The sequence below is a fragment of the Microbacterium sp. 22195 genome, from assembly GCF_052056515.1.
Classification (GTDB): Bacteria; Actinomycetota; Actinomycetes; order Actinomycetales; family Microbacteriaceae; genus Microbacterium.
In genome coordinates this window covers 265,329-286,770 of record NZ_JBQEPE010000003.1, presented here as the reverse complement: position 1 = coordinate 286,770, position 21,442 = coordinate 265,329, and the positions used below count along the sequence as shown (strand labels likewise).

The window sequence follows — 21,442 nt, the reverse complement described above, 5'->3', positions numbered from 1 at the left end:
ATGTCGCCCCAGACGACGGCTGTCGCGCAGTCGCAGCTCGTGCGCCTCTCGGTGCAGTGGGAGTCCGAGCGCATCGACGTGGGCGTGCCCGGCGGCGTCCCGGTCGCGGAGGTGCTCCCGTCGCTGACGCGACGTCTGCGGATGCTGGACAGTATGTCGGCATCCGCGGGGTTCCGTCTCGTCAGGGCCGACGGCTCCGCGCTGGATCCCGACCGCACGCTCACCGCGCAGACCGTGCACGACGGCGACTTCCTCGTGCTCGAGCAGGGCGCGAGCGCCGCAGTGCCCAAGCGCTATGACGACCTGGTCGAGGCCGTCGCCGACGTCGTGGAGGAGAACGCGCCTGCCTGGTCGGTGCAGAACTCCGTGACCACGGCGACCGTGGTGGCATCCGTGCTGCTGCTGCTGGGCCTCGTCCCGGCGGTGTGGGCCTGGGTCGACTCGCGCTCGATCATCACCGCCGCCGGCGCGGGAGCGGCCGCGGTCGTGCTCATGATCTGCGCGCTCGTGATGGACCGCACCGGCGCGCCCACCCAGGCGTCCATGTCCCTCGCGCTCGTCTCCTCGCTGTTCGCCGGCGTCGCGGGATACACCGCGCTGCCGGGCGGCCCCGGCTGGGGGCTGCCGATCGTCGTCGGCAGCGCCGCGATGCTGGTCTTCGGCGTCGTCACCATGCTGGCGCTGAAGAGCCGCCGCGAGTACGGTCTCATCCCGGTCGCCCTCGGCGTCGTGTTCCTCGTGATCGGCGCCGTCATCACCTGGCTCGGCGCGCCCGTCCCCGCGACCCTGGCCGCTGCGATGGCGGTCGCCGGCATCGCGGGGCTCGGCGCCCCGTGGATGGCGCTGGCCTCCGTGCCGCTGCGCGTCGTCTCGGCGCGCGACGACTCCGAGGTCTACGACGCCCCTGCGCACATCTCGCCGGAGCAGGTCGCGAAGCTCTACGTCCGTGCCCACCGCTACCAGGTGTCGCTGCGCATCGCGCTCTGCCTGATCGTGCTGGTCGCGACCGTCCCCGTCGTCGCATCCGGGTTCTGGGGTCTGCTGCTGTGCGCGGTGACCTACGCCGGCATGTTCCTGGGCACCAGGCAGGTGTACTCCCGCTTCGACATCGTGATCGTGGTCGCGGGTGTGCTGCTCGGCGTGGCCCTCGTGATCGTCGCGGCCGTCATCTCCCACCCCGGCTGGATCGGCGGCCTGGTCATCGCGCTGGCCGTCGCGGCCGTCTGCGTCATCGTGATCGTGCTGCTCAGCTCGAAGGTGCGGCTCGGCCTGACCCGCTTCGCCGACTTCGCCGAGTGGGCGACGATCGCCCTGCTGCTCCCCCTGGCCATCATCGCCGGAGGCTGGTTCTGATCCATGGCATCCAAGACCGAGCTGCTCCAGGCCCAGGCCTTCAACCGCCGACGACTCCAGACCGCCTTCACCAGCGGAGCGCCTGGCGGACGTGAACTGCCCCCGGGCAAGCCGCTGCGCGGCGTGGTCGTCAGCATCGCCCTCGGCATCCTGACGATCATCGTCTCCCTGCTGATCGGCACGTTCACCGGCAGCCTGCCGAAGGACTGGAGCAAGGGCGCGATCATCGTCGTGCAGGGCGAGGGATCGCGCTACGTCGCCATCGGCGAGACGCTGTACCCGGTCAGGAACCTGGCCAGCGCCCGCCTGCTGAGCGGCACGACGAAGATCACCTCAGTGCCCGCGAGCAAGCTCGACGACATCAAGCGCGACCCCATGCCGGTGGGCATCGAGGACGCCCCCGACTACCTGCCCGCCCCGGATCGGCAGTACACCGGCGCCTGGCTCAGCTGCGTGGCCTCCGACGCCCCGCTGGAGATCTCGACCCGCCTGCTCGGCGATCGGCCGGGCGCGGCGAATCAGGCCGCGCTCGTGAAGGACGACGACGGCGGCTACTGGTTCGTGCAGGGCGATCGGCGGTACAAGGTCGACAAGGAGAACGTGGCGGTCGTCGCGAGCGTCTTCCTCGGCATCGACGACGTGCAGGCGGTTCCGACGGTGTCGGCGCTGTGGCTCAACCTGGTCACGCCCGGAACACCGCTGGCGGTGCACCTCGGCGGCGAGCTGAAGGCCGAGACGGGCACCGCTGGTCTGGTCGTCGGCCAGGCCGTGCAGACGCAGGCCGATGGCAAGGTCGTCGGCGAGTACATCGTGGACGGCAAGGGAAGGCTCGTGCCCGCCACCCCGTTCGCGCGCCAGCTCCTCACCGCGTACGTCGGCATCAAGCCGGTGTCGATGACGGTCGCCGAGGCGACGAACCTCCGCGACGTGAACTCCGACGCGCTCCCCGGCGACTGGCCCAAGCGCGAGCCCGTCAAGCCCGAGAACTCGTCCGACGTGTGCCTGCAGATGCAGTCGAGCTCGGAGGGCCCGGTCGTCTCGGTGACGAACAGCCCGCGCGACCTGGAGCCGGGCACCAAGGTCAAGCCGGGTGCCGGCGTGGCGGTGAGCGCACGCGGAACGGGCCAGGGGTCCACCTACGGCTTCGTCTCCGAGTCGGGCGTGTTCTTCCCGGTCGAGACCGCCACGGACCTGCAGTTGCTGGGATACAAGACCACGCAGGCAGTGACCGTGCCGGCCGCCTGGACGCAGCTGCTCGAGCAGGGCCCGACCCTGAGTCAGGCGATCGCGCAGAGGACGGCGCCGGGGCAGGCGAAGTGATGCGCGGGCGCGCGCTGCGCAGTGCTGCCGCTGCCGTCGGCGTGCTGGCGGTGCTCGGCCTGGGTCTCCCCGCCGGAGCGCAGGCCGCGACGCCGACTCCCGCGGCGCCCGTCGTCGACGCGGATCAGCAGTGCACTCCGGGCCAGCGGCTGTTCACCCCCACTCCCAGTTACCTCGTCAAGCGGCTCGGCCTGGACGAGGCCTGGGCGCTCAGTCGCGGCAGCGGCGTGACCGTCGCCGTGGTCGACTCCGGCGTCGACGCGGGGAACGCGCACCTGCAGGGCGCCCTGGTGCCGGGCTTCACCAGCTTCGGCGACGGTTCGGTGCCCTCCACGACCGATGTCGCCGCGCACGGCACAGCCGTGGCCGGGCTGATCGCCGCCAGGCAGATCGACGGCTCCGGCGTGGTGGGCATCGCGCCCGAGGCGAAGATCATGCCCGTCCGGGCGTTCGAATCCGCTCCCGAACCGGGCGGGTCCTCGCGAGACCTGGTGGTGCCGTCGGCGGCATCCGTCTCCTCCGGCATCCGGTGGGCGGCCGAGCACGGCGCCAAGATCATCAATGTGTCGCTGTCCGACAGCGGATCCGCCGACGTCTACCGCAGCGCCGTGGACTACGCGCATTCGCTGGGCTCGCTGGTGATCGCGAGCGCAGGCAACCGCAAGACCGCCGACTCGAACCGGCCGGATCCCACCAACTTCTACCCCGGCGAGCTCCCCGGCGCCCTCGCTGTCGCCGCAGTGATGAAGGACGGCACCTGGAACGCGGACTCCTCGTTCGCGGGCCCGCACGTCGACATCGCGGCGCCCGGGCAGTCGATGCCGACCGCCTACATCTCCGGCGGGGACTGCGTGCTCAACGCCGACTCCGCCTCGTCCAGCTACGCGACGGCGGTCGTCGCCGGCGCGGCCGCCCTGGTCGCCGCACGCTTCCCGAACGAGTCGCCCGACCAGTGGGCGTTCCGCCTCACCCAGTCGGCCATGCGCGTGTCGCCCGGTGAGCGCAGCGACACTGTCGGGTGGGGAGAGGTCCGCCCCGCCGCGGCACTGGCGCTCGCCGACGACGGGATGCTGCCCGGCCCGCCCTCGCCTGTGCACGGCGCGCCCACGCCCTCTCCGGCGCCGACCCGGGTCGTCGACATCGATCCGGTGGCCGACCCGCTGGACCCCGCCCGCGCGATCGTGGGCTGGGGATTCGGGGCCGGGGCGACGATCTCCGTGATCCTGCTGCTGCTCGCTCGAGCCCGCTCGCGTCGCGGCAGCGACTGAGCCCGATGGGCAGCGCTGCATGGGGAGTCCTCCCCCTATGGCGCTCGGACGCCTCTTCGTAGGATTGCTTCAACGGTCCACGACAGTAGGGAGTCCCACGTGAGCATGGACATGGCGGATGCCGGTCGCCTGATGGCGGAGCTGCGTGAGACCGCAGCAGAGCTGCAGCGCGAGCTCAGGTCGGTTGCGACCGCGGCGGAGCAGATGACCCCGGTGACGGTCGAGGATGATCGGAAGGCCGTGAAGCTGACCCTCGCCAAGAACGGTGCGGTCGAGGCTCTCGTCCTCGACGAGGACTGGCGCGACACGATCGGCGAAGCGGGACTCGGCGCAGTGGTGAGCCTGTGCTACCAGACCGCGCTCGGCAAGCGATTCGATCAGCTGATGGGTGGCTTCGAGGAGCAGGACGAGGACGACACCCCTGTCACGATCCCCGCGCCGCAGTTCCAGCTCGGCGACCCCACGACGAGCTCGGCGGCGGAGGCGCGCAGCGAGATCCTCGATGCGATCGACGAGGCGAGGGACCAGCGCGAGGCCTACCTCGAAAAGGTGAACCAGAGGGGCAGCCAGGTCCGGGACGCGGTCAACTCCGCGAAGACGGTCACGGTCTCGCGCCGCGGAACGACCATCACCGGGATCACTCTCGATGAGCGCTGGGTGCGCAACACCAATGACGGGGTGATCGAGCGCGAGATCGTCCGAGCCATGAACAATGTGATGACGATGTCGGCTCAGGACCGCCAGAACACGTACGAAGGCTTCCCGGCCGTTCAGAGGCTGATGGAGATGACCCGGGATCCTCAGGAAATGCTGCGCCGCATGGGCAGCATCCGCTGAGACAAGGAGCAGAGCAATGGGATTTGGAGATTTTGTAGGTGACGTCGTCGACGCGGTCTCCCCGGTCGACGAGATCATCGATGCCGGCAAGAACGTCATGGAGGGCGACCTCATCGGCGCGCTGGGCAACGTCGTCGACGCCGCCACCCCGATCGACGAGATCGTGAGCGCTGGGTCCCACCTCTTCGGAGGCCCGGATCTCGGCATCTCGGACCTGACCGACGACCTGCCGGACAAGCTGCCGGTGATCGAGGGGGAGTCCGCGCTTCCTGAGCCCTCGCCGCAGCCGGCAGCATCGTCGTTCGGCGCGGAGGGAAAGGTCGACGTCGAGACGTCGTACCTGCGCAAGGACGCCGGTCTGTGGGACGAAGCGGCGAGCAGCTACGGCACCATCGCCGGCGCGGCCGACGGTCTGACGATCGATGCGTCGGCGTTCACGTTCTTCGGCGTCGATGCGGCCCAGGCGTACGCGGACTTCCAGGTGACGATGGCGCAGCTGCTGCACAGCGCTCCTGAGGCGCACAAGGGTTTCGCCGACTCGCTTCGTCTGACGGCTGACGACTATGACAAGACCGTCCAGAAGTCCGAGGAAGAGCAGAAGAAGAACGATCCCGGCAGCTCCAGCAGCAACAACAACAATTCCGGCGGCGGCGGCGGCGGCGGCGGTGGCGGTGGCGGCGGTGGCGGCGGTGGCGGCGGCGGCGGTGCCGGTGGCAGCCTCGGCGGCGGTGGCTCCGTCGACGACCCGCGCGTGGACGGCTCGCTGGACGGCGACCTCTCCGCAGACGACCAGGCGCGCGCCGAGGCCGATGCCAAGGCCGATCAGCTGGACGCCCGTGCCGACGCGCTGGACAAGCAGGCCGACCAGGCCGACCAGCACGCCGACAAGGCGCAGGAGCAGGTCGACGCCCTCGACAAGCAGATCGACGCGCTCGAGGCCAAGGCCAAGGACCTCGACCAGAGCGCGACGAACCTCGAGCGGCAGGCGACCGAGCTCGACCTGAAGGCGCAGCAGCAGGATGCCGCCGGTGACCCGGCGGGTGCTCTGCAGAGCCGCACGGACTCTGCCGCGCTGCGTGCAGACGCAGCCGCGCAGCGCGCCGACGCCGCCGAGATCCGCGAGCAGATCGAGAAGCTCGAGGACTCGCGCGACGCCGCTGCCGACGAGGTTGCGGATGCCCGTGAGGACGCCGCAGAGCTGCGCGACAAGGCCGCGGACCTCCGCGACCAGGCAGCCGAGCTGCACCATGAGGCCTCGGGCCAGGGCATCGCCGACCATGCTGTCGACCAGCCGGTGGCCGAAGTCGGATCGGACGGCGGCGACACCCCGCCGAACACCGACGGCGGCACGGACGGTTCGACCGGCACGGACGGCTCGACGGGCACGGATGGTTCGACGGGCACGGATGGTTCGACCGGCACCGATGGTTCGACCGGCACCGATGGTTCGACCGGCACCGATGGTTCGACCGGCACGGACGGCTCGACCGGCACCGATGGTTCGACCGGCACGGACGGTTCGACCGGCACGGACGGTTCGACCGGCACGGACGGTTCGACCACGCCCGGCGGCAACATCGATGGCGGCCCCGAGCCCGTGCCCGCCCCTGACAACCGCATCGTGGGTGAGCCTCTCCCCGACGTGCGCCCCGGAGTGGACGATCTGGTCGGCGACTCGCGACCGGACTTCCGCCCTGGATCCGACGAGTCGCGCCTCTCGGCCTCGATCGATGCCGAGTCCCGCCCGCTGCCGGCTGACCCGGCGGCTCCGGCCTGGTCGAGCCGTCTGGGCAACTGAACGTGAACAGCACAAGCAGGAAGAAGGTCTGACATGACTCGCAACACTGGAAGCGGTGGCCGCTCCTCGAGCCGCAGGCACGCCGACGGCAATGACACGACCGCGCAGAACGCGGAGAAGTCGAAGTCGGACTTCGACCGTTTCACCGGCTTCATCGACACGGTCGTCGACATCATCAACGGCGGGATCTCCGGTCTGCTCGACCTGGTGCTTCCCGACGGGATCATGGAGCGGATCAACGCCTGGCTCGACAAGATGTTCGCCAAGGTGAACGAGGCCATCGACAAGGCCGCGCAGGTCTTCGCCTACGTCGGAAGCCCGTCCACGCTGCGCAGCACGGGGCTGGACTGGGTGCAGAGCGTGGGCACGCCGGCGCAGCAGTGCACCGCCACCCTGCTGCCGACCGCTCTCCCGACCACCGGCAACTGGGAGGGGAAGGCCTACAACGCCTACCGGCTCCGCGTCGACCAGCAGAAGCCCGCCGCGGACGACGTGCTCTCGAAGTGCCAGATGATCAACACCCAGCTCGACAGCTTCGCCGGCGCGATCGAGAACTTCTGGATCGGTTTCCTCGGTGCTGTCGGCTCTCTGGTCGTCGGCGTGATCGCGACCGCCGCCGAGCTTGCGGGTGTCGTGACGGCGCCGGCCGCGATCGTGACGATCGTGGGTGCCGTCGGCCTGTTCATCACCTTCCTGGTGGATGCCATCAGCGCCATCACGTCGGCCAGCCAGGCCACGTCCTCGTTCGTGGTGAACGTCACGAACGCCCTGGCGTCGACGAGCGCATTCCCCGGTGGGGCCTGGCCGCGTCACACGGCGGCGTGAGCATGACGGATCTCTCGCAGCCGGGGGGCGCCGAGACGGCACAGGGCGGCGCCCTGTTGCTCGATTTCGGCGGACGCCGCGAGCGCATCCCCGCAGGCGCCACGTTCGTGATCGGGCGCGGTACGGACCTGTCGATCGACGACAACCCGTACGTGCACCGGCGATTCCTCGAGATCGCGCAGCGCGACGGCATGTGGTGGCTCACGAACGCCGGGTCTGGACTGACCGCGTCGGTCGCCTCGGCAGACGGACTGGCACAGGCGTGGCTCGCGCCGGGCGCCGCGATGCCGCTGGTCTTCGGTGCGACGACGGTGATGTTCACCGCCGGTGAGACGACCTACGAGCTGTCGCTCGCGGCGGAGGCTCCGTATTACCAGGTCTCCACGTCGTGGAACCCCGGCACGGGCGTCGACGGGGTCACAGAGATGCTCTCGCCCGTGCAGCGGATCCTGCTCACGGCGCTCGCCGAGCCGATGCTGCGTCCGGATGCCGAGGGCGCCGTGCAGCTGCCGTCGATGGAGCAGGTCGCCGTGCGCCTGGGCTGGCCGCTCGAGAAGCTGGAGCGCCGGGTCGGCACGCTGTGCAGCAAGTTCGCGCGGATGGGCATCCAGGGTCTGGAGCGGAACGCGCAGGGCGAGCTGCTCGCCTCCGCACGCTCGCGGATCGTCGAGCACGCGGTCGGCGCACGGATCGTCACGGCCGAGGACCTCGAGCTGCTCGACGCGTTCGTGGCTCAGGATGCCGTCGGAGCGACGCTCTGACGCCGGCATCCCGGTAGACACGACGGGCGCGTTCCGCCCGCAGGCGGATCGCGCATCCAGCGCGACGAGGAGGACACGGATGAGCACTCCGGCCGGGTGGTACGACGACGGCTCCGGACGACAGCGCTGGTGGGACGGCTCTCAGTGGACCGATCAGTACGCACCGGGCGCGGATGCCGGAACGGGCGGTGCATCGCCGATGGCGACGCCGTCGACGCCATATGTCTCAGCGCAGCACGTGGTGCCTCAGTACGCGGCGCCGGGATATGCTCCGGCGCTGACACCGGTCGCGCCTCGGCAGCCGCCGACGCTGGGCTTCGTCGGCCTGGGGCTTGCCGTGCTCGGCACGGCGCTGGCGTGCACCCCGCTGCTGATCACCTTCGTGCTCGGCGCGCTCGTGCTGATCGCCGCGTTCATCGTCTCGCTCGTCGCGGTGTTCCGGAAGAACACCGCGAAGTGGCCGTCGATCGTGGGAATCTGCCTGTCGATCATCGGCGGGATCGTGGGGGCGATCGTGTTCACGGCTGTGGTGATCTTCACGCTGACGACGGCGATCATCGACGCCGCGTCCTCGCCGTTCCCGACGTCCACCTTCAGCGAACAGCCGTCCGACCCGCCCGCCACCGGCGACAGCACGGGACGCCCCTCGCCCGAAGCCATCGGCAAGGGCTACAAGGTGATGCTCAACGCGGGCGGCGACCACCAGTTCGACGACGACCCTGAGTTCTTCACGTGCGTCGGTGGGTACTTCTATGACTCCGATCTGCCCGACGACGTTCTGCTCGACCTCGCTCAGGGCCTGGACAGCACGACGGGCACGGTGCGGGAGCACGCCATCCAGATCGGATTGGACGCCACGTCCGAGTGCGACCCTCTCAACGGTTGAGCGTCGAATGCGGGCCGGATTGCCCAGGGTTCGCCTGGTATACACGTAGGGACGCGTTCGCGTCATGGGGGCTGTGCGTCTGAGGCGCGCGGACGGTTTCGACGAGGAGGATGTGGATGAGCACTCCGGCGGGTTGGTATGACGACGGTTCCGGGCGGCAGCGCTGGTGGGACGGTTCGCAGTGGACGGAGAACTACGCACCCGCGGGTGACGACGTTCCCTCCGGTGACTCCTCACCCTCTGCACCGGGCCCCGACTCGACGACGGCTCCTGCGGCGAGTTCCGGCGCGTATGCGGCTCCGGCCGCACCTGGGTATGCTGCCGCAGCGCCTGCTGCTCCGAAGCAGGGGTCGACTCTCGGCTTCATCGGGCTCGGACTGGCCGTGCTGGGCACGGTCCTTGCGTGCATCCCGAACTTCGTGACCTTCGGCATCGCAGCGTTCGTGCTGCTGGCGGCGTTCGTCGTGTCGCTGATCGCGGTGTTCAAGCGCGGCACGGTGAAGTGGCCCTCGATCGTCGGCATCGCGTTGTCGATCGTCGGAGGGATCATCGGCGTGATCGTGCTGACGATCACCATTGCGACCGCCATCGCGAACATCCCCGTTCCGGATCTGCCGACGGCACCATCCTCGACCCCGGCCGGCGAGCCCTCCGAGCCGCCCGCGACCGGCGACAGCGACGGCCGCCCGTCAGCCGACGCGATCGGCAAGGGCCTGGTCATCGGCCTGCAGGGCGAACCGGGATTCGAGGAGTTCACGACGCCCGAGGCCTCCGCCTGCATCGGACAGCACCTGTACGATTCGGATCTCTCCGACGCGCTTCTGAGCCACGTCGCGGCGGGCGAGGTCATCACCGAGGAGACGGCCGGGGACGAGGCGGATGCCTTCGAGTCGGTCCTGATCGATGCCGGAACTCAGTGCGTGTACGGATGACGCGATCATCCTGACCGTCGGCGTGTCATCCATCTGAGTGGGCAGTGCTCCCCATGGATACCTGACGGCCCGCGCGTTACGATCTTGTGGAGCTTGACCGGAGGGGAATCGCGATGAACATGATCATGCAGCTCGATGAGTCCATGGCGAACAGCCAGTTGAAGCTGATCGCTGAATGCAAAGATCTGCTGGACAAGTGCGAGGCGACGTCGGAGAGCCTCCGCGAAGGCCAGACGAGTCTGGTGTGGACGGCGGATGGCAAGTCCGTCGCACTCGCGGAGGTGCTGACGAGCAAGTACAACGCCAGTGTGAAGTGGCTGAAGGACATCCGCAAGGAAGTGGATGAGGCGGCGGTCAACCTCGACAAGGCCATCAAGGAGACCAAGCTCCTCGATGAGCAGTCGAAGGATGCCTTCTCGGCGCAACTGGTGAGCGTGGTCGGCACGATCGGCCACTACAAGCCGATGCCGATCTGACTGGGGGAGATGAGACATGGGAGAGAACGTCGAACGGCTCGGCCGGCTGGAGAGCAATCGGGAGAGCATCGTGGCCGCGGCTTTCCGGGCCGTCCAGGACACTCAGCGGACGGTGATGGGCGGCTCGGTCGACTCCGCGTCGGTCAACATGCGCAAGGCCGCTCAGACTGACGGCTTCGAAGGGAAGCTGGGGGACACGATCAAGTCCGGGCTTCTCGGCATCCGCGACAAGCTGGAGAAGTTCACCGACTACCAGGCCGCGCTCAACAAGTCGATCGCGCAGGCGCATCAGGCGCTCCAGGACACGGCATCCGCGGTGAAGGGACTCCCCTCGACCGGTCTGACCGCCGAGCAGCAGAGCACTCTGGACATGGCGACTCAGACGGAGAGCCCTGTTCAGGTCTCTCCAGGGGTCACGATGACGCCGGCCGAGGCGAAGCAGTACTACGCGGACCAGGCAGAGGCTGAACAGGAGGAGGCAGCCCGCAAGATGGCGGCCGCGCTGGACAAGCGGCTCCAGGAGATCATCGACGGCATGCCGGAGTCCGACTACGACCCGCCCAAGCCTCCGCCGGAGGACCCGGGGAGCGGTGACGGCACCGGAGACGGCTCCTCGAACTACGGCGGTGTGGGCGGTGGCACCGACGGCACGGGCTCGGGAAGCGGCTCAGGCGGCGGTCAGTACATCGGCCCCGGTGGAACCGGTGGCACGGACAACCCGCGTCCGCCGCAGTACGTGGTAGACCCGCGTCCGCCGCACTACGTCGTGGATCCCCCGCACCGTCCCCCGTACGACCCGCCGTACGACCCCAACGACCCGCCGAACATCGACGGCGGTGGCGACGGGACGGTTCCCGGTGGCCCCGGTGGTCCGGGCGGCCCGCGAGTCGTCAGCCCCGGCGGCCCCCTGACGGGCGGCGTGGGCGGACCGACTCCCGGTGGTGTCGGCGGTCTGGTCGGAGGCGCGGGTGTCGGCGGTGCGGCTCTGGCCGGCGGCCTGCGTGCCGGTGGCGTCGGTGCGATGGGTGGTCTCAACAGCATGAGCACCGCAGCCGGTGCTGCGGGTGGTCCTGGTGGTGCCGGAGCCAGCGGCGTGGTCGCTCAGTCCGGCGCCGGCGGACGCGGCGGCATGATGGCCGGTGGTGGCGCCGCAGGCGGCGGCAAGGGCGACAAGCGCAAGCGTCGTCGTGGCCAGGACCTGTTCGCGTTCTCCGTCGACGCTGAAGAGGACGGTGCCGAGCCGGATCTCGGTGCCGCGGGTTCCGCAGGCAGCTCGACGTCCGACGGGCGGGAAGAGCTCGGCTGGTGAGCCCCGCATAGACGAAAGAGCCGCCCATCCGCATCGCGCGGGTGGGCGGCTTTCGTCTGGGTGGACCATGAGCGACAGCGCCTGCCGTCCCGGCGGGGGTGTCTCGACCTGGGGGAGAGCGCTTCGAGCGCCTCTCCGGCGGCCTGTCGTGCGGTCCGGAGACGGGTGGCGACGGAGACCACCCGCTCACCGAGGGCGAGGAGGATGATGGTCGTCGCGACCGAGTGACCGCCCTGAGAGACCTCAGCCCTCGACGATGCGGATGATGCAGTCGCCCAGCTGCAGCACCATGCCCGGCACGAGACCGAAGCGCTGGTGCGGGGTCATCGGGCCCGACCGGCCGTCGCCCGTGCGGAGCGTGGAGCCGTTCCCCGAGCCCAGGTCCTCGAACCAGGTCTGGCCGTTCACGATGCCGAAGCGGCCGTGCGTGCGCGACACCGAGCGGTCGCCGTCCGGCACCGCGACGAGCACGGCATCCGGACGTTCGCCGGCGGGGAGGCTGGGCGCCCGGCCGATGTAGCCGATGCCGCGGATCGGCACGGTGGTGCCGTCCTGGAACTGCAGGGCGACGATGGCGACCGCGGGTGCTGCGGGAACGGCGGGTTCGGCGACCTGCGGAGCGGGAGCCGCCATGACGGTCTCCGCCGCCGCCTCCTCGACCGAGGGAGCCTCGACGGGAGCGGCCGGAGCCGGCGTGGGGAGGGCGGATGCGGCGGGCGGGACCTGCGCGGGCGCGGGCGTGGGCTGCGGTCGCGGCGCCGGCGGCGCGGAACGGTCCACGACGCGGCGGAAGGCCAGCTCGGCGTCACCGCCGAGCACGAGGACATCCCCGGGCACCAGGAAGTACGGCGTCTGCGATGCGAGGTCGGTCACGCCGCCGCCGAGGTGGCGTACCGAGGCGCCGTTCGCGGAGCCGAGGTCCTGCACCCACAGGTCGCCGTCCTCGATGCCGAAGGCGGCATGCGTGCGCGAGAGCGAACGGGCCCCGTCCGGAACGCGCACGAGGATGGCATCCGGGATCGACTCGGGTGCGCGGGGCGCCCGTCCGATGAAGCCCAGGCCGGTCGCGCGGATCACCGTGCCGTCCGACAGTTCGAACACCGGCACGGTGCCCGCATCGGGCACCTGCGGCTGCGGCGGCGCGACGGGAGCGGATGCCGCGGCTGCGACGCCCGTCGTCGCCGCGCCCGGCGCCTGCGAGGCGGGCGTGCGCGCGAGCGGGGTGTTCGTGATGAGAGCGCGTTCCGAGCCGATGACCCCCGGCCCACCGGCTCCGATGACGCGTGCTTCGAGGTTGGGAGTGCGGCCCGTTCCTGCCGGAGCCAGGCGCGCCTTGCGCACGTCGATCATCCGTGCGCCGGCCATGCCGTCGAGCGCGCCCGAGGCGGCGAGTCCCACCGGCAGCAGGATCGGGACGATGTGGGCAACGCCCATCACCAGGCTGCGCGGGAACAGCCTGCTCGCGCCGAGGGTGACCTCGGAATCGCGACGCACGGTGCGGATGCCGCAGATCAGGTTCCCCGGCGTCCCGCCGGTGTGCCCCTCCCAGATCCAGCCGATCGCCCAGAGCTCGACCACGACGACCGCGGTGAGCACCAGCGACCCGCTCACCAGCCAGACCAGCACGGCGACGATCGCGACGATCGCGACGTCGATCAGGTACGCGCCGGCGCGCTGACCCGCCGTCGCCTGCACCCGCACAGCCGTCTGGGCGCCGGGCGCAACCGCGCCCCCGCGCGACGGGGGCGCCATCGGAGGGGCGTAGGTCATGAGAAGACCTCCAGGATCTGTCCGGCGATGCCGGAGCCGTACAGCAGTGCGGCGGGCCCGAGGGCCAGCGTCAGGCCCTCCAGGATGTCGCCGGTGCGCGACCAGCCGAGGGAGCGCCAGTCCGCCGAGAGCGGGACGGTCAGGCATCCGACGATCGTTCCCGCCAGGACGAGGATGACCGCGACCAGCAGCGCGCTGAACTGCAGCGCCGTGACCAGGGTCGCCGTCGCGAGCACGGCCAGCACGGTGCCCGTGGCGAGGGCCGCACCGCGCGACAGGCCGTCGCGCAGCTTGCGCGAGGTCAGGAGGAAGTAGCAGCCGATGCCCAGCGTGCCGCCCAGCACGCACCAGCCCTCGATCGACCCGTTCGCGAATGAGGGCACCGCGTACAGGCTCGACAGCAGCGCGAGCGCGCAGGCCATCACGATGCCCGCCTCCGACCGCCAGCGTGCCAGCCGGTACTGCCCGGCTGCCCCCTCGGCATGCACGGGCGAGGGTTCGGCCGGCGGGCGAGCGCGGATGCCCTGTGCGTCGCGGATCACGAAGGGCGTGTCGATCAGGTCGTCCGCAGCCACCTCGAGTGCGGATCCGCGCATGTAGTGGAAGAGCGGCGCCGCCGCGGCGACCTGCACCGCGGCGATCACGGCCGCGGGGATGCCGGCGATGAAGGCGGCGGCGTTGACCACGGCGAGCACCGACCAGATCACAGCGATGACCGCCGTGCTGCCCGCCGACATCCGGCCGTGGGCGCGGGTGAGAGCGTGCCGGGCGCACGCGACGGTGGCGCCCGCGACGGCACCGGCCGCCATCATCGCGCCGGCGTCGGCGAACGACGCGAGCGCGAGGGCGCCGGCGGCCGCAGCCAGCGTGGGGGCGAAGTAGGCGACATAGGTGTTCCGGCCGTGCACGGGCTGTCCGAGCATGACCAGTGCACCGGCGAGAAGCACGGCGGCGGAGACCGAGATCGTCACGGGGCCCGGGGAGATGACGGTGCAGGCGACCATCGCCAGGGCGATGGCGAGGAGCAGCGCCAGCAGCGTCCAGTGCTGGCGCGAGCGCGCGGCGGGAGAGGCCTCTTTGGCGGACCGCGCCGCCCTGCCGGTCTCCGCCGCAGCGGTGCGGTCGAGCAGCCAGATCACGCCGCCGTCGCCGGGGGTGGCCGACACCTCGCTGTCGAGCTCGATGGCCGCACCGGAGGTGGTGGTTCCGACATAGCGCTGCAGATCGACGCCGCCGACCGTGAGCAGCTCGGCGACCGTGGAATCGGCCGGGACCACCAGGTCATGACGGCTGTGCGCGTCGGCCACGGTGAGGCGAACCGTCTTCGCTGACATCCCCCGCCCCTCGACGTTCCTCCGTGCGACACCGGTTCATGTCGGCATCCCTGACATGATAGTAGGCGACTTGAGGAGGGCCAGTCGTGAGCACCACCAGCATCCGCCGTGCGCCGAAACCGCCGGCCGGCGGCCAACTCACTCTGCAGCAGGCTCCGGAGCTGCCCAAACCGGAAGGCGCCTCGAACACCCTGATGATGGCCCTGCCGATGGTCGGCAGCCTGGGGTCCGTCGCGGTCCTCTCCCTCACCCAGGGCGGCGACGCCACGCGCACCTACATCATGGGCGGCATGTTCCTGTTCATGGCGCTGTCCATGGTCGGCGGCCAGATGTGGCGGCAGAAGTCGCAGCACTCCACCAACGTGGAGAACACCCGTCGCGAGTACCTCGCCTACCTCGCCGAGACCCGGGACGCCGTGCGCGAGGTCGCCACCCGTCAGCGGCGGTACGAGGAGTGGATGCTGCCGGCACCCGACACGCTGCCGTTCATCGTGGAGGAGGGCTCGCGCGTCTGGGAGCACACCACGGGCAGCCCGGAGTTCCTCGTCGCCCGCATCGGCACCGCCACGCAGCCCCTCGCCATGACCCTTGACGAGGCGCCGATCCCCGCACTCGCGCAGCTCGACCCGGTCAGCGCCTCCGCCGCGCATCGCTTCGTGCTCACGCACGACCAGGTCCCCGACCTGCCCTTCGGACTCGACCTCGGCACCTGCGGCCGGCTCGAGATCGTCGGCGACACGGTCCGCGGACGCGGCCTGGCACGCGCGATCGTCGCGCACCTGGCGACCTTCGCCGCCCCGGAGGACCTGCAGATCGCGGTCATCGCGGCGGGCACCGACCTGCCCTACTGGGAGTGGGCGAAGTGGCTCCCGCACGCCCAGTCCGACAGCAGGACGGATGCCGTGGGCGGCGCCCGCCGGATCGGCTCGTCCTGGCACGAGATCGAGCCCCTGGTCGTGGACATCCGCTCCCGCGGCATCGCGAGCGGGCGCGGCGGCACCGTGCTCCCGCACCTCGTCATCGTGACCGACGGCGTCGAGCTGCCGCCCGGGCATCCGCTCGCCGAGGAGGGCGGCGTCGACGGCGTGACCGTCATCGACATCGCGCGCGACTGGGCCGAGCTCACCGATCCGCTCACCATCCGCCTGATCATCGAAGGCGAGAACGGCTCGCAGCTCACCGTCGCCCGTCGCGGCTACGGGGCGGTGCAGGCCACGCCCGACTTCCTCGGCATCGCGTCGGCCGAGGCCGTCGCCCGCCGCCTGACCGGACTCGGCGAGTCCGCGCAGGACGAGGATGCCGCAGGCGGCGGCGCGCGCACCATCTCCGCCGAGCTGACTGACCTGCTCGGTCTGCCCGACGTGCGCGACTTCGATCCAGAGGAGGCCTGGAAGCCGCGCTCGGCGCGCGACCGGCTGCGCGTTCCGATCGGCCTGACGGCGACTGGTCAGCCCATGATCCTGGACATCAAGGAGTCCGCCCAGCAGGGCATGGGCCCGCACGGCATGCTCATCGGTGCGACCGGATCCGGAAAGTCCGAGGTGCTGCGCACGCTGGTGCTCTCGCTCGCGCTGACCCACTCCTCCGAGGCGCTGAACTTCGTGCTCATCGACTTCAAGGGTGGCGCGACGTTCGCGGGCATGGCCGACATGCCGCACGTCTCGGCCGTCATCACCAACCTCGGCGACGACCTCACGCTGGTCGATCGCATGCAGGACGCGATCCAGGGTGAGATGACGCGCCGTCAGGAGCTGCTGCGTGACGCCGGCAACTTCGCCAACGTCACCGACTACGAGACCGCGCGCAAGGGCGGACGCACCGACCTGAAGCCGCTGCCCGCGCTGCTGATCGTCGCCGACGAGTTCTCCGAGCTGCTGTCGGCCAAGCCCGACTTCACCGAACTCTTCGTCGCGATCGGACGTCTGGGCCGTTCGCTGCAGGTGCACCTGCTGCTTTCCACCCAGCGGCTGGAGGAGGGCAAGCTGCGCGGGCTGGACTCGCACCTGTCGTACCGGATCGGCCTCAAGACGTTCTCCGGCGCGGACTCGCGTGCCGTCATCGGCGTCCCGGACGCGTTCACCTTGCCCGGCGGCGGTGGTCACGGCATCCTGAAGTCGGATGCCGAGACGCTGACGCAGTTCCGTGCCGCCTACGTCTCCGCGCCGCCGAAGACGCGCCGCCGGCGCCCGGGCGCCGCGCCCGAGGCCGCCGAGCTCGAGCAGCCGGTCCGCGCGATCGAGGCGCGAGCCTTCACCGCGGCGCCCGTGATCGTGCAGGAGACGGTGGAGGAGCCCGAGGCCGTGCCCGAGGTGGGCGGAGCCGAGGCTCCCGAGAAGCGCGTGACCTTCGACATCGCCGTCTCGCTGATGAAGGGCCGCAGCGTGCCCGCGCACCAGGTGTGGCTGCCGCCCCTGGACGTGCCGGCGACCTTCGACGAGATGCTCGGCGATCTGGTCGAGGACCCGCAGCTCGGCCTGATCTCGCCGCGCTGGCGTCAGGCCGGCCCGCTGACGATCCCGCTCGGCATCGTCGACCGTCCGCTCGAGCAGCGCCGCGACAGCCTGACCATGAGCCTGGTCGGAGCCGGCGGACACCTCGCCATCGTCGGCGGTGCGCGCAGCGGCAAGAGCACGCTCGCCCGCAGCGTGCTGACCGGCATCGCCCTGACGCACACTCCCCAGGAGGTGCAGTTCTACGTGATGGACTTCGGCGGCGGCACGTTCGTGCCGTTCTCGAAGATGGCGCACGTCGCCGGCGTCGCGGGCCGCAACCAGCCCGACGTGCTGCGACGCATGTTCCAGGAGGTCGTGGGCATCGTCAACGCCCGCGAGCGCTACTTCACCGCCAACGCGATCGACTCGATCGAGACGTACCGGCGCCTGCGCGCGCAGGGAAGGGCGGATGACGGCTACGGCGACGTGTTCCTGATCATCGACGGCTGGCCGACCATCCGCGCCGAGTTCGACGAGATGGAGTTCGAGATCCAGTCGCTCGCCGGAAGGGCGCTCACGTTCGGTGTGCACCTGATCGTGACCACCACGCGCTGGATGGACTTCCGCACCGCGATCCGGGACACGTTCGGCTCCAAGCTCGAGCTGCGCCTCGGCGACACCAGCGACTCCGAGATCGACCGCAAGGTGGCCGCGAACGTTCCGCTGGGCCGCCCCGGTCGCGGTCTCGCGCCGTCCAAGCACCACATGCTCACGGCGCTGCCGCGCGTCGACGGCTCCGGCGACCCGGACACCCTCAGCGAGGGCGTGGAGGACCTGATCGATCGCGTGAACGCGGCCTGGAAGGGCCCGCAGGGCCCCAAGCTGCGTCTGCTGCCCGAGATGCTCGAGCTTTCGCAGCTGCAGCAGCTCGCGGCCGGCACGCCGCTGCAGAACCAGGTGCTGCTCGGCGTCGACGAGGCGGAGCTGGCGCCCACGGCGTTCGACACCCGCCGCAACCCGCACCTGTACCTGTTCGGCGACAGCCAGTCCGGCAAGTCGAGCTTCCTGCGCACCTTCGCCCGCGAGGTCATTCGCACCGCGAGCCCGAAGGACGCGCAGTTCTTCGTCGTCGACTACCGCCGTGCGCTGCTGTCCGAGATCCCCGAGGACTACCTCGCCGGGTACTACACGACCGCGCAGCAGGCCACCGAGGAGCTCGCGGGGCTCACCGAGTACCTGCGCAGCCGCCTTCCCGGCCCCGACGTCACGCCGCAGCAGCTGCGCGACCGCTCGTGGTGGACGGGTGCCGAGGTGTACGTGCTCGTGGACGACTACGATCTGGTCAACACTCAGTCCGGCAACCCGATCGCCGCCCTGCAGCCCCTGCTCGCGCAGGCGACCGACGTCGGTCTGCATCTCACGCTGGTGCGCCGATCGGGCGGTGCGTCGCGCGCCACGTTCGAGCCGGTCATGCAGACGCTGCGCGATCTGGCCTCGCCCGGCATCATGCTCTCCGGAAGCCCGGACGAGGGACCGCTGATCGGAAACGTCAAGGCTTCGCCCGCGGTCGCCGGCCGCGCCAAGGTGATCACGCGCGAGCGCGGGCTGCAGATCATGCAGCTGGCGTACGCGCCGCCGTCCCAGCTGTGAGCGGATGCCGATGGGCAGATCTGCGTGGGCAGTGCTACCCATAGGCATCCCCCAGCGGGGACCATAAGGTGTTATTAGTCGCCGGACATCGGGGACACGGCCCCTCCGGGGCTGAAGCAATCGGGGCTGACACAGCCCTCAGGACCAGGAGGTGACCGTGGGCGGAGAAGTCTCTGCAGCGGATGGTGCTCTTCAGCGGGGCGCCCAGATCGTCAACCAGTCGAAGGCCGAGATCGTGGGGGAGCTGAACTCGATTCAGAACAAGCTCTCGGGCATCGGTGCATCGTGGGCCGGCTCCGGCGCCGCGGCGTTCCAGCAGACGTTCCAGGCGTGGCAGGAGAAGTCCCGCCGCATCACGAACGCTCTCGACGGATTCGAGCAGAACCTGCGCGACTCCCAGTCGGCATACACGCAGACCGACGACGCTTCTGCGCAGTCGCAGAACAAGTTCATGGGCCGTCTCGGCTGAGACCCGGAGGGAAGAACAACATGGGTGGTAACGGCTACAAGATGCAGTTCGGCGCCGTCGACGCAGCAGGTGCAGACCTGGTCGGCAGCGCGAACCAGATCGAGAACAAGCTCAACGACATGGAGAACGCGCTCAAGCCGCTCCAGGCCGACTGGACCGGTTCGGCGTCCGAGGCGTACGTCCAGGCCAAGGCGCAGTGGAACGCTGCACTGACCGAGATGAAGGCGCTCCTGAACGACATCGGTCGTCAGGTCTCGCAGGACTCGGCCGACGGCCAGGCCAACGAGAACCGCAACACCAACCGCTGGTGACCTTCCGTCACTGACGCGTCTGGCGTTCTGAACCGGCTGTCATCCCCTCGGGGATGGCAGCCGGTTTCTCGTCGTGCGCGAAGCGGGCGGCGTGCGCCCGGCGTCGTGCGCGGGAGCTCAGTTTTCGGCGTCGGCGAGATGCCGGGCGTGGTGGCCCAGCACCTTGACCATGATGCCGCGCTGACGCAGCTCCGCCACCGTGCGCGACTCCTCGTCGCGGTCGCGGCCGAGCGCGTGCACATTGGCGACGACCAGCACATCGCCCGCGCGCAGGGTCTCGATCAGACGGGCCAGCCGGTCGCCCCAGCTCTCCAGGATCTCGGGTGCCGGATGCCGGAAGCCCTCGATCGGCACGCCGAAGCGCGTCAGATCCTCACGCTGCTGGGTCACCGACGGCATCCCGTCGCGTGCCACCACCAGCCCGACCAGTCGGGTGCCCTCGGGGCGCGCCGACCACCAGTCGTGCTTCTCGTTCGCCAGGCACTGCGGGCACGTCGCCGCGGCGTGCGGCAGGTGCAGCGGGCTCGTGAGGGCGGCCTCCAGGCCCTGCTCCATCGAGCCCGTGCCCTTCGCATTCGTCACGTCACTCATGAACGCACCTCCGCTCCCATTCTGCGCTCCCATTCTGCCCGAGTCCGCCGACATGCGCCCCGGTGAAGGGGTACGGGGTCAGAGCAGCCCCAGTGCGCGGACCGCGTCGCGCTCCTCGATCAGCTCCGCGACGGAGGCGTCCACGCGGGCGCGCGCCCAGGCATCCAGCTCCAGGCCCTCGACGATCCGCCAGCCTCCGTCGACCGACTGCACGGGGAACGAGCAGATCAGGCCCTCGGGTACGCCGTACTCGCCGTGCGAGACGACGCCCGCACTCGTCCAGTCGTCCGTGCCGTGCACCCAGTCGCGCACGTGATCGATCGCAGCACTCGCCGCGGACGCCACCGACGACGATCCGCGCACCTCGATGATCTCGGCACCCCGCTTGGCGACGCGGGGGATGAAGGTCTGCTCCTGCCAGGCCGTCGTGTCGCCGACGCGCGCGGCCAGTGCATCCGCGACCGGCCGGCCGTCGACGGTCGCGTGCGAGACGTCGGGGAACTGCGTGGCGGAGTGGTTGCCCCAGATCGGGACACGGCGGATGCCGGCGACGGGGACGTCGAGGGTCTGCGCGAGCTGCGCCCTGGCGCGATTCTCGTCCAGCCGGGTGAGGGCGGTGAAGCGCTCGGCGGGCAGCCCGTCGGCGGACGACGCGGCGATCAGCGCATTGGTGTTGGCCGGGTTGCCGACGACGGTCACACGGACGTCGGATGCCGCGTGCGCGGCGATCGCGGCGCCCTGCGGTCCGAAGATGCCGGCGTTCGCCGCGAGCAGGTCACTGCGCTCCATACCGGGACCGCGCGGCCGCGCTCCGACGAGCAGGGCGTGGTTCGCGCCGTCGAACGCGACGGCGGGGTCGTCGGTGACCTCCACGTGCTCCAGCAGCGGGAACGCACCGTCCTGCAGCTCGAGAGCAGCACCCTCGGCGGCCTTGAGGCCCTGCGGGATCTCCAGCAGCCGCAGCCGCACCGATTCGCCCGCCCCGAGCATGTCTCCCGCCGCGATGCGGAACAGCAGCGCGTAGCCTATCTGTCCGCCGGCTCCCGTGATCGTGATCGTCGTCGCCATGACGCCGAGCCTACGCTTCCCGCATCCGGCCTCGAGCGGGTGAAAGGGGCCC

18 protein-coding genes are annotated in these 21,442 nt (G+C 70.5%); 14 read left to right on the top strand and 4 right to left on the bottom strand.

What is annotated here, in order from left to right; genetic code table 11:
* From eccD to ACTJJ4_RS12020, 11 genes are all read left to right on the top strand, one after another.
* A complete protein-coding gene (gene eccD / locus ACTJJ4_RS12070) occupies positions 1-1,353 on the top strand; it encodes a type VII secretion integral membrane protein EccD (protein ID WP_440943538.1) in 1,353 nt (450 codons plus the stop codon).
* A gap of 3 nt (positions 1,354-1,356) precedes the next feature.
* Entirely contained in the window at positions 1,357-2,673 is a 1,317-nt protein-coding gene (gene eccB, locus ACTJJ4_RS12065) for a type VII secretion protein EccB (RefSeq protein WP_440943537.1), read from the top strand.
* A complete protein-coding gene (locus ACTJJ4_RS12060; RefSeq protein ID WP_440943536.1) occupies positions 2,673-3,941 on the top strand; it encodes a S8 family serine peptidase in 1,269 nt (422 codons plus the stop codon). Before eccB ends, ACTJJ4_RS12060 begins: the two co-directional genes overlap by 1 nt.
* Positions 3,942-4,040: 99 nt before the next feature.
* A complete protein-coding gene (locus ACTJJ4_RS12055; protein WP_292699715.1) occupies positions 4,041-4,778 on the top strand; it encodes a hypothetical protein in 738 nt (245 codons plus the stop codon).
* A 16-nt stretch (positions 4,779-4,794) separates the two neighbouring features.
* Positions 4,795-6,576, top strand: a complete 1,782-nt coding sequence (locus ACTJJ4_RS12050) for a hypothetical protein (RefSeq protein ID WP_440943535.1) — start codon at positions 4,795-4,797, stop codon at positions 6,574-6,576.
* Positions 6,577-6,609: 33 nt separating this feature from the next.
* Positions 6,610-7,401: a hypothetical protein gene (locus ACTJJ4_RS12045; protein WP_440943534.1), complete on the top strand. Its 792-nt coding sequence runs from the start codon at positions 6,610-6,612 to the stop codon at positions 7,399-7,401.
* A 2-nt stretch (positions 7,402-7,403) separates the two neighbouring features.
* Positions 7,404-8,162 carry a hypothetical protein gene (locus tag ACTJJ4_RS12040; protein WP_440943533.1) on the top strand — a complete coding sequence of 253 codons (759 nt, stop codon included), beginning with the start codon at positions 7,404-7,406 and terminating at the stop codon, positions 8,160-8,162.
* A gap of 79 nt (positions 8,163-8,241) precedes the next feature.
* On the top strand, positions 8,242-9,048 hold the full coding sequence (locus tag ACTJJ4_RS12035) for a DUF2510 domain-containing protein (RefSeq protein WP_440943532.1): 807 nt from the start codon (positions 8,242-8,244) through the stop codon (positions 9,046-9,048).
* A 116-nt stretch (positions 9,049-9,164) separates the two neighbouring features.
* The gene (locus tag ACTJJ4_RS12030; protein WP_440943531.1) at positions 9,165-9,980 is read left to right on the top strand and encodes a DUF2510 domain-containing protein; all 816 of its coding nucleotides are present in this window, start codon (positions 9,165-9,167) and stop codon (positions 9,978-9,980) included.
* Positions 9,981-10,093: 113 nt separating this feature from the next.
* The gene (locus ACTJJ4_RS12025; protein WP_440943530.1) at positions 10,094-10,456 is read left to right on the top strand and encodes a hypothetical protein; all 363 of its coding nucleotides are present in this window, start codon (positions 10,094-10,096) and stop codon (positions 10,454-10,456) included.
* A gap of 16 nt (positions 10,457-10,472) precedes the next feature.
* Entirely contained in the window at positions 10,473-11,765 is a 1,293-nt protein-coding gene (locus ACTJJ4_RS12020) for a hypothetical protein (RefSeq protein ID WP_440943529.1), read from the top strand.
* A 243-nt stretch (positions 11,766-12,008) separates the two neighbouring features.
* Here ACTJJ4_RS12020 and ACTJJ4_RS12015 read toward each other — a convergent pair whose 3' ends face one another.
* Positions 12,009-13,535 (bottom strand): FHA domain-containing protein, encoded by a 1,527-nt coding sequence (locus tag ACTJJ4_RS12015; RefSeq protein ID WP_440943528.1) that lies wholly within the window; start codon positions 13,533-13,535, stop codon positions 12,009-12,011.
* On the bottom strand, positions 13,532-14,869 hold the full coding sequence (locus tag ACTJJ4_RS12010; protein WP_440943527.1) for a hypothetical protein: 1,338 nt from the start codon (positions 14,867-14,869) through the stop codon (positions 13,532-13,534). Before ACTJJ4_RS12010 ends, ACTJJ4_RS12015 begins: the two co-directional genes overlap by 4 nt.
* 86 nt (positions 14,870-14,955) lie before the next feature.
* Here ACTJJ4_RS12010 and eccCa point away from each other — a divergent pair, with 86 nt between their 5' ends.
* The 3 genes from eccCa (at position 14,956) to ACTJJ4_RS11995 (ending at position 19,731) form a co-directional block, all read left to right on the top strand.
* Positions 14,956-18,951 carry a type VII secretion protein EccCa gene (eccCa, locus tag ACTJJ4_RS12005; protein WP_440943526.1) on the top strand — a complete coding sequence of 1,332 codons (3,996 nt, stop codon included), beginning with the start codon at positions 14,956-14,958 and terminating at the stop codon, positions 18,949-18,951.
* A 157-nt stretch (positions 18,952-19,108) separates the two neighbouring features.
* Complete coding sequence (locus ACTJJ4_RS12000) at positions 19,109-19,420, top strand: WXG100 family type VII secretion target (RefSeq protein ID WP_292699680.1); 312 nt, start codon at positions 19,109-19,111, stop codon at positions 19,418-19,420.
* Between the two features lie 20 nt (positions 19,421-19,440).
* Positions 19,441-19,731: a WXG100 family type VII secretion target gene (locus tag ACTJJ4_RS11995; RefSeq protein ID WP_285635560.1), complete on the top strand. Its 291-nt coding sequence runs from the start codon at positions 19,441-19,443 to the stop codon at positions 19,729-19,731.
* A gap of 117 nt (positions 19,732-19,848) precedes the next feature.
* Here ACTJJ4_RS11995 and ACTJJ4_RS11990 read toward each other — a convergent pair whose 3' ends face one another.
* Together ACTJJ4_RS11990 and ACTJJ4_RS11985 are read right to left on the bottom strand one after the other, a co-directional pair.
* Positions 19,849-20,322 (bottom strand): recombinase family protein, encoded by a 474-nt coding sequence (locus ACTJJ4_RS11990; protein ID WP_440943525.1) that lies wholly within the window; start codon positions 20,320-20,322, stop codon positions 19,849-19,851.
* Between the two features lie 78 nt (positions 20,323-20,400).
* Positions 20,401-21,390 (bottom strand): malate dehydrogenase, encoded by a 990-nt coding sequence (locus ACTJJ4_RS11985; protein WP_440943524.1) that lies wholly within the window; start codon positions 21,388-21,390, stop codon positions 20,401-20,403.
* Positions 21,391-21,442 lie beyond the last annotated feature (52 nt).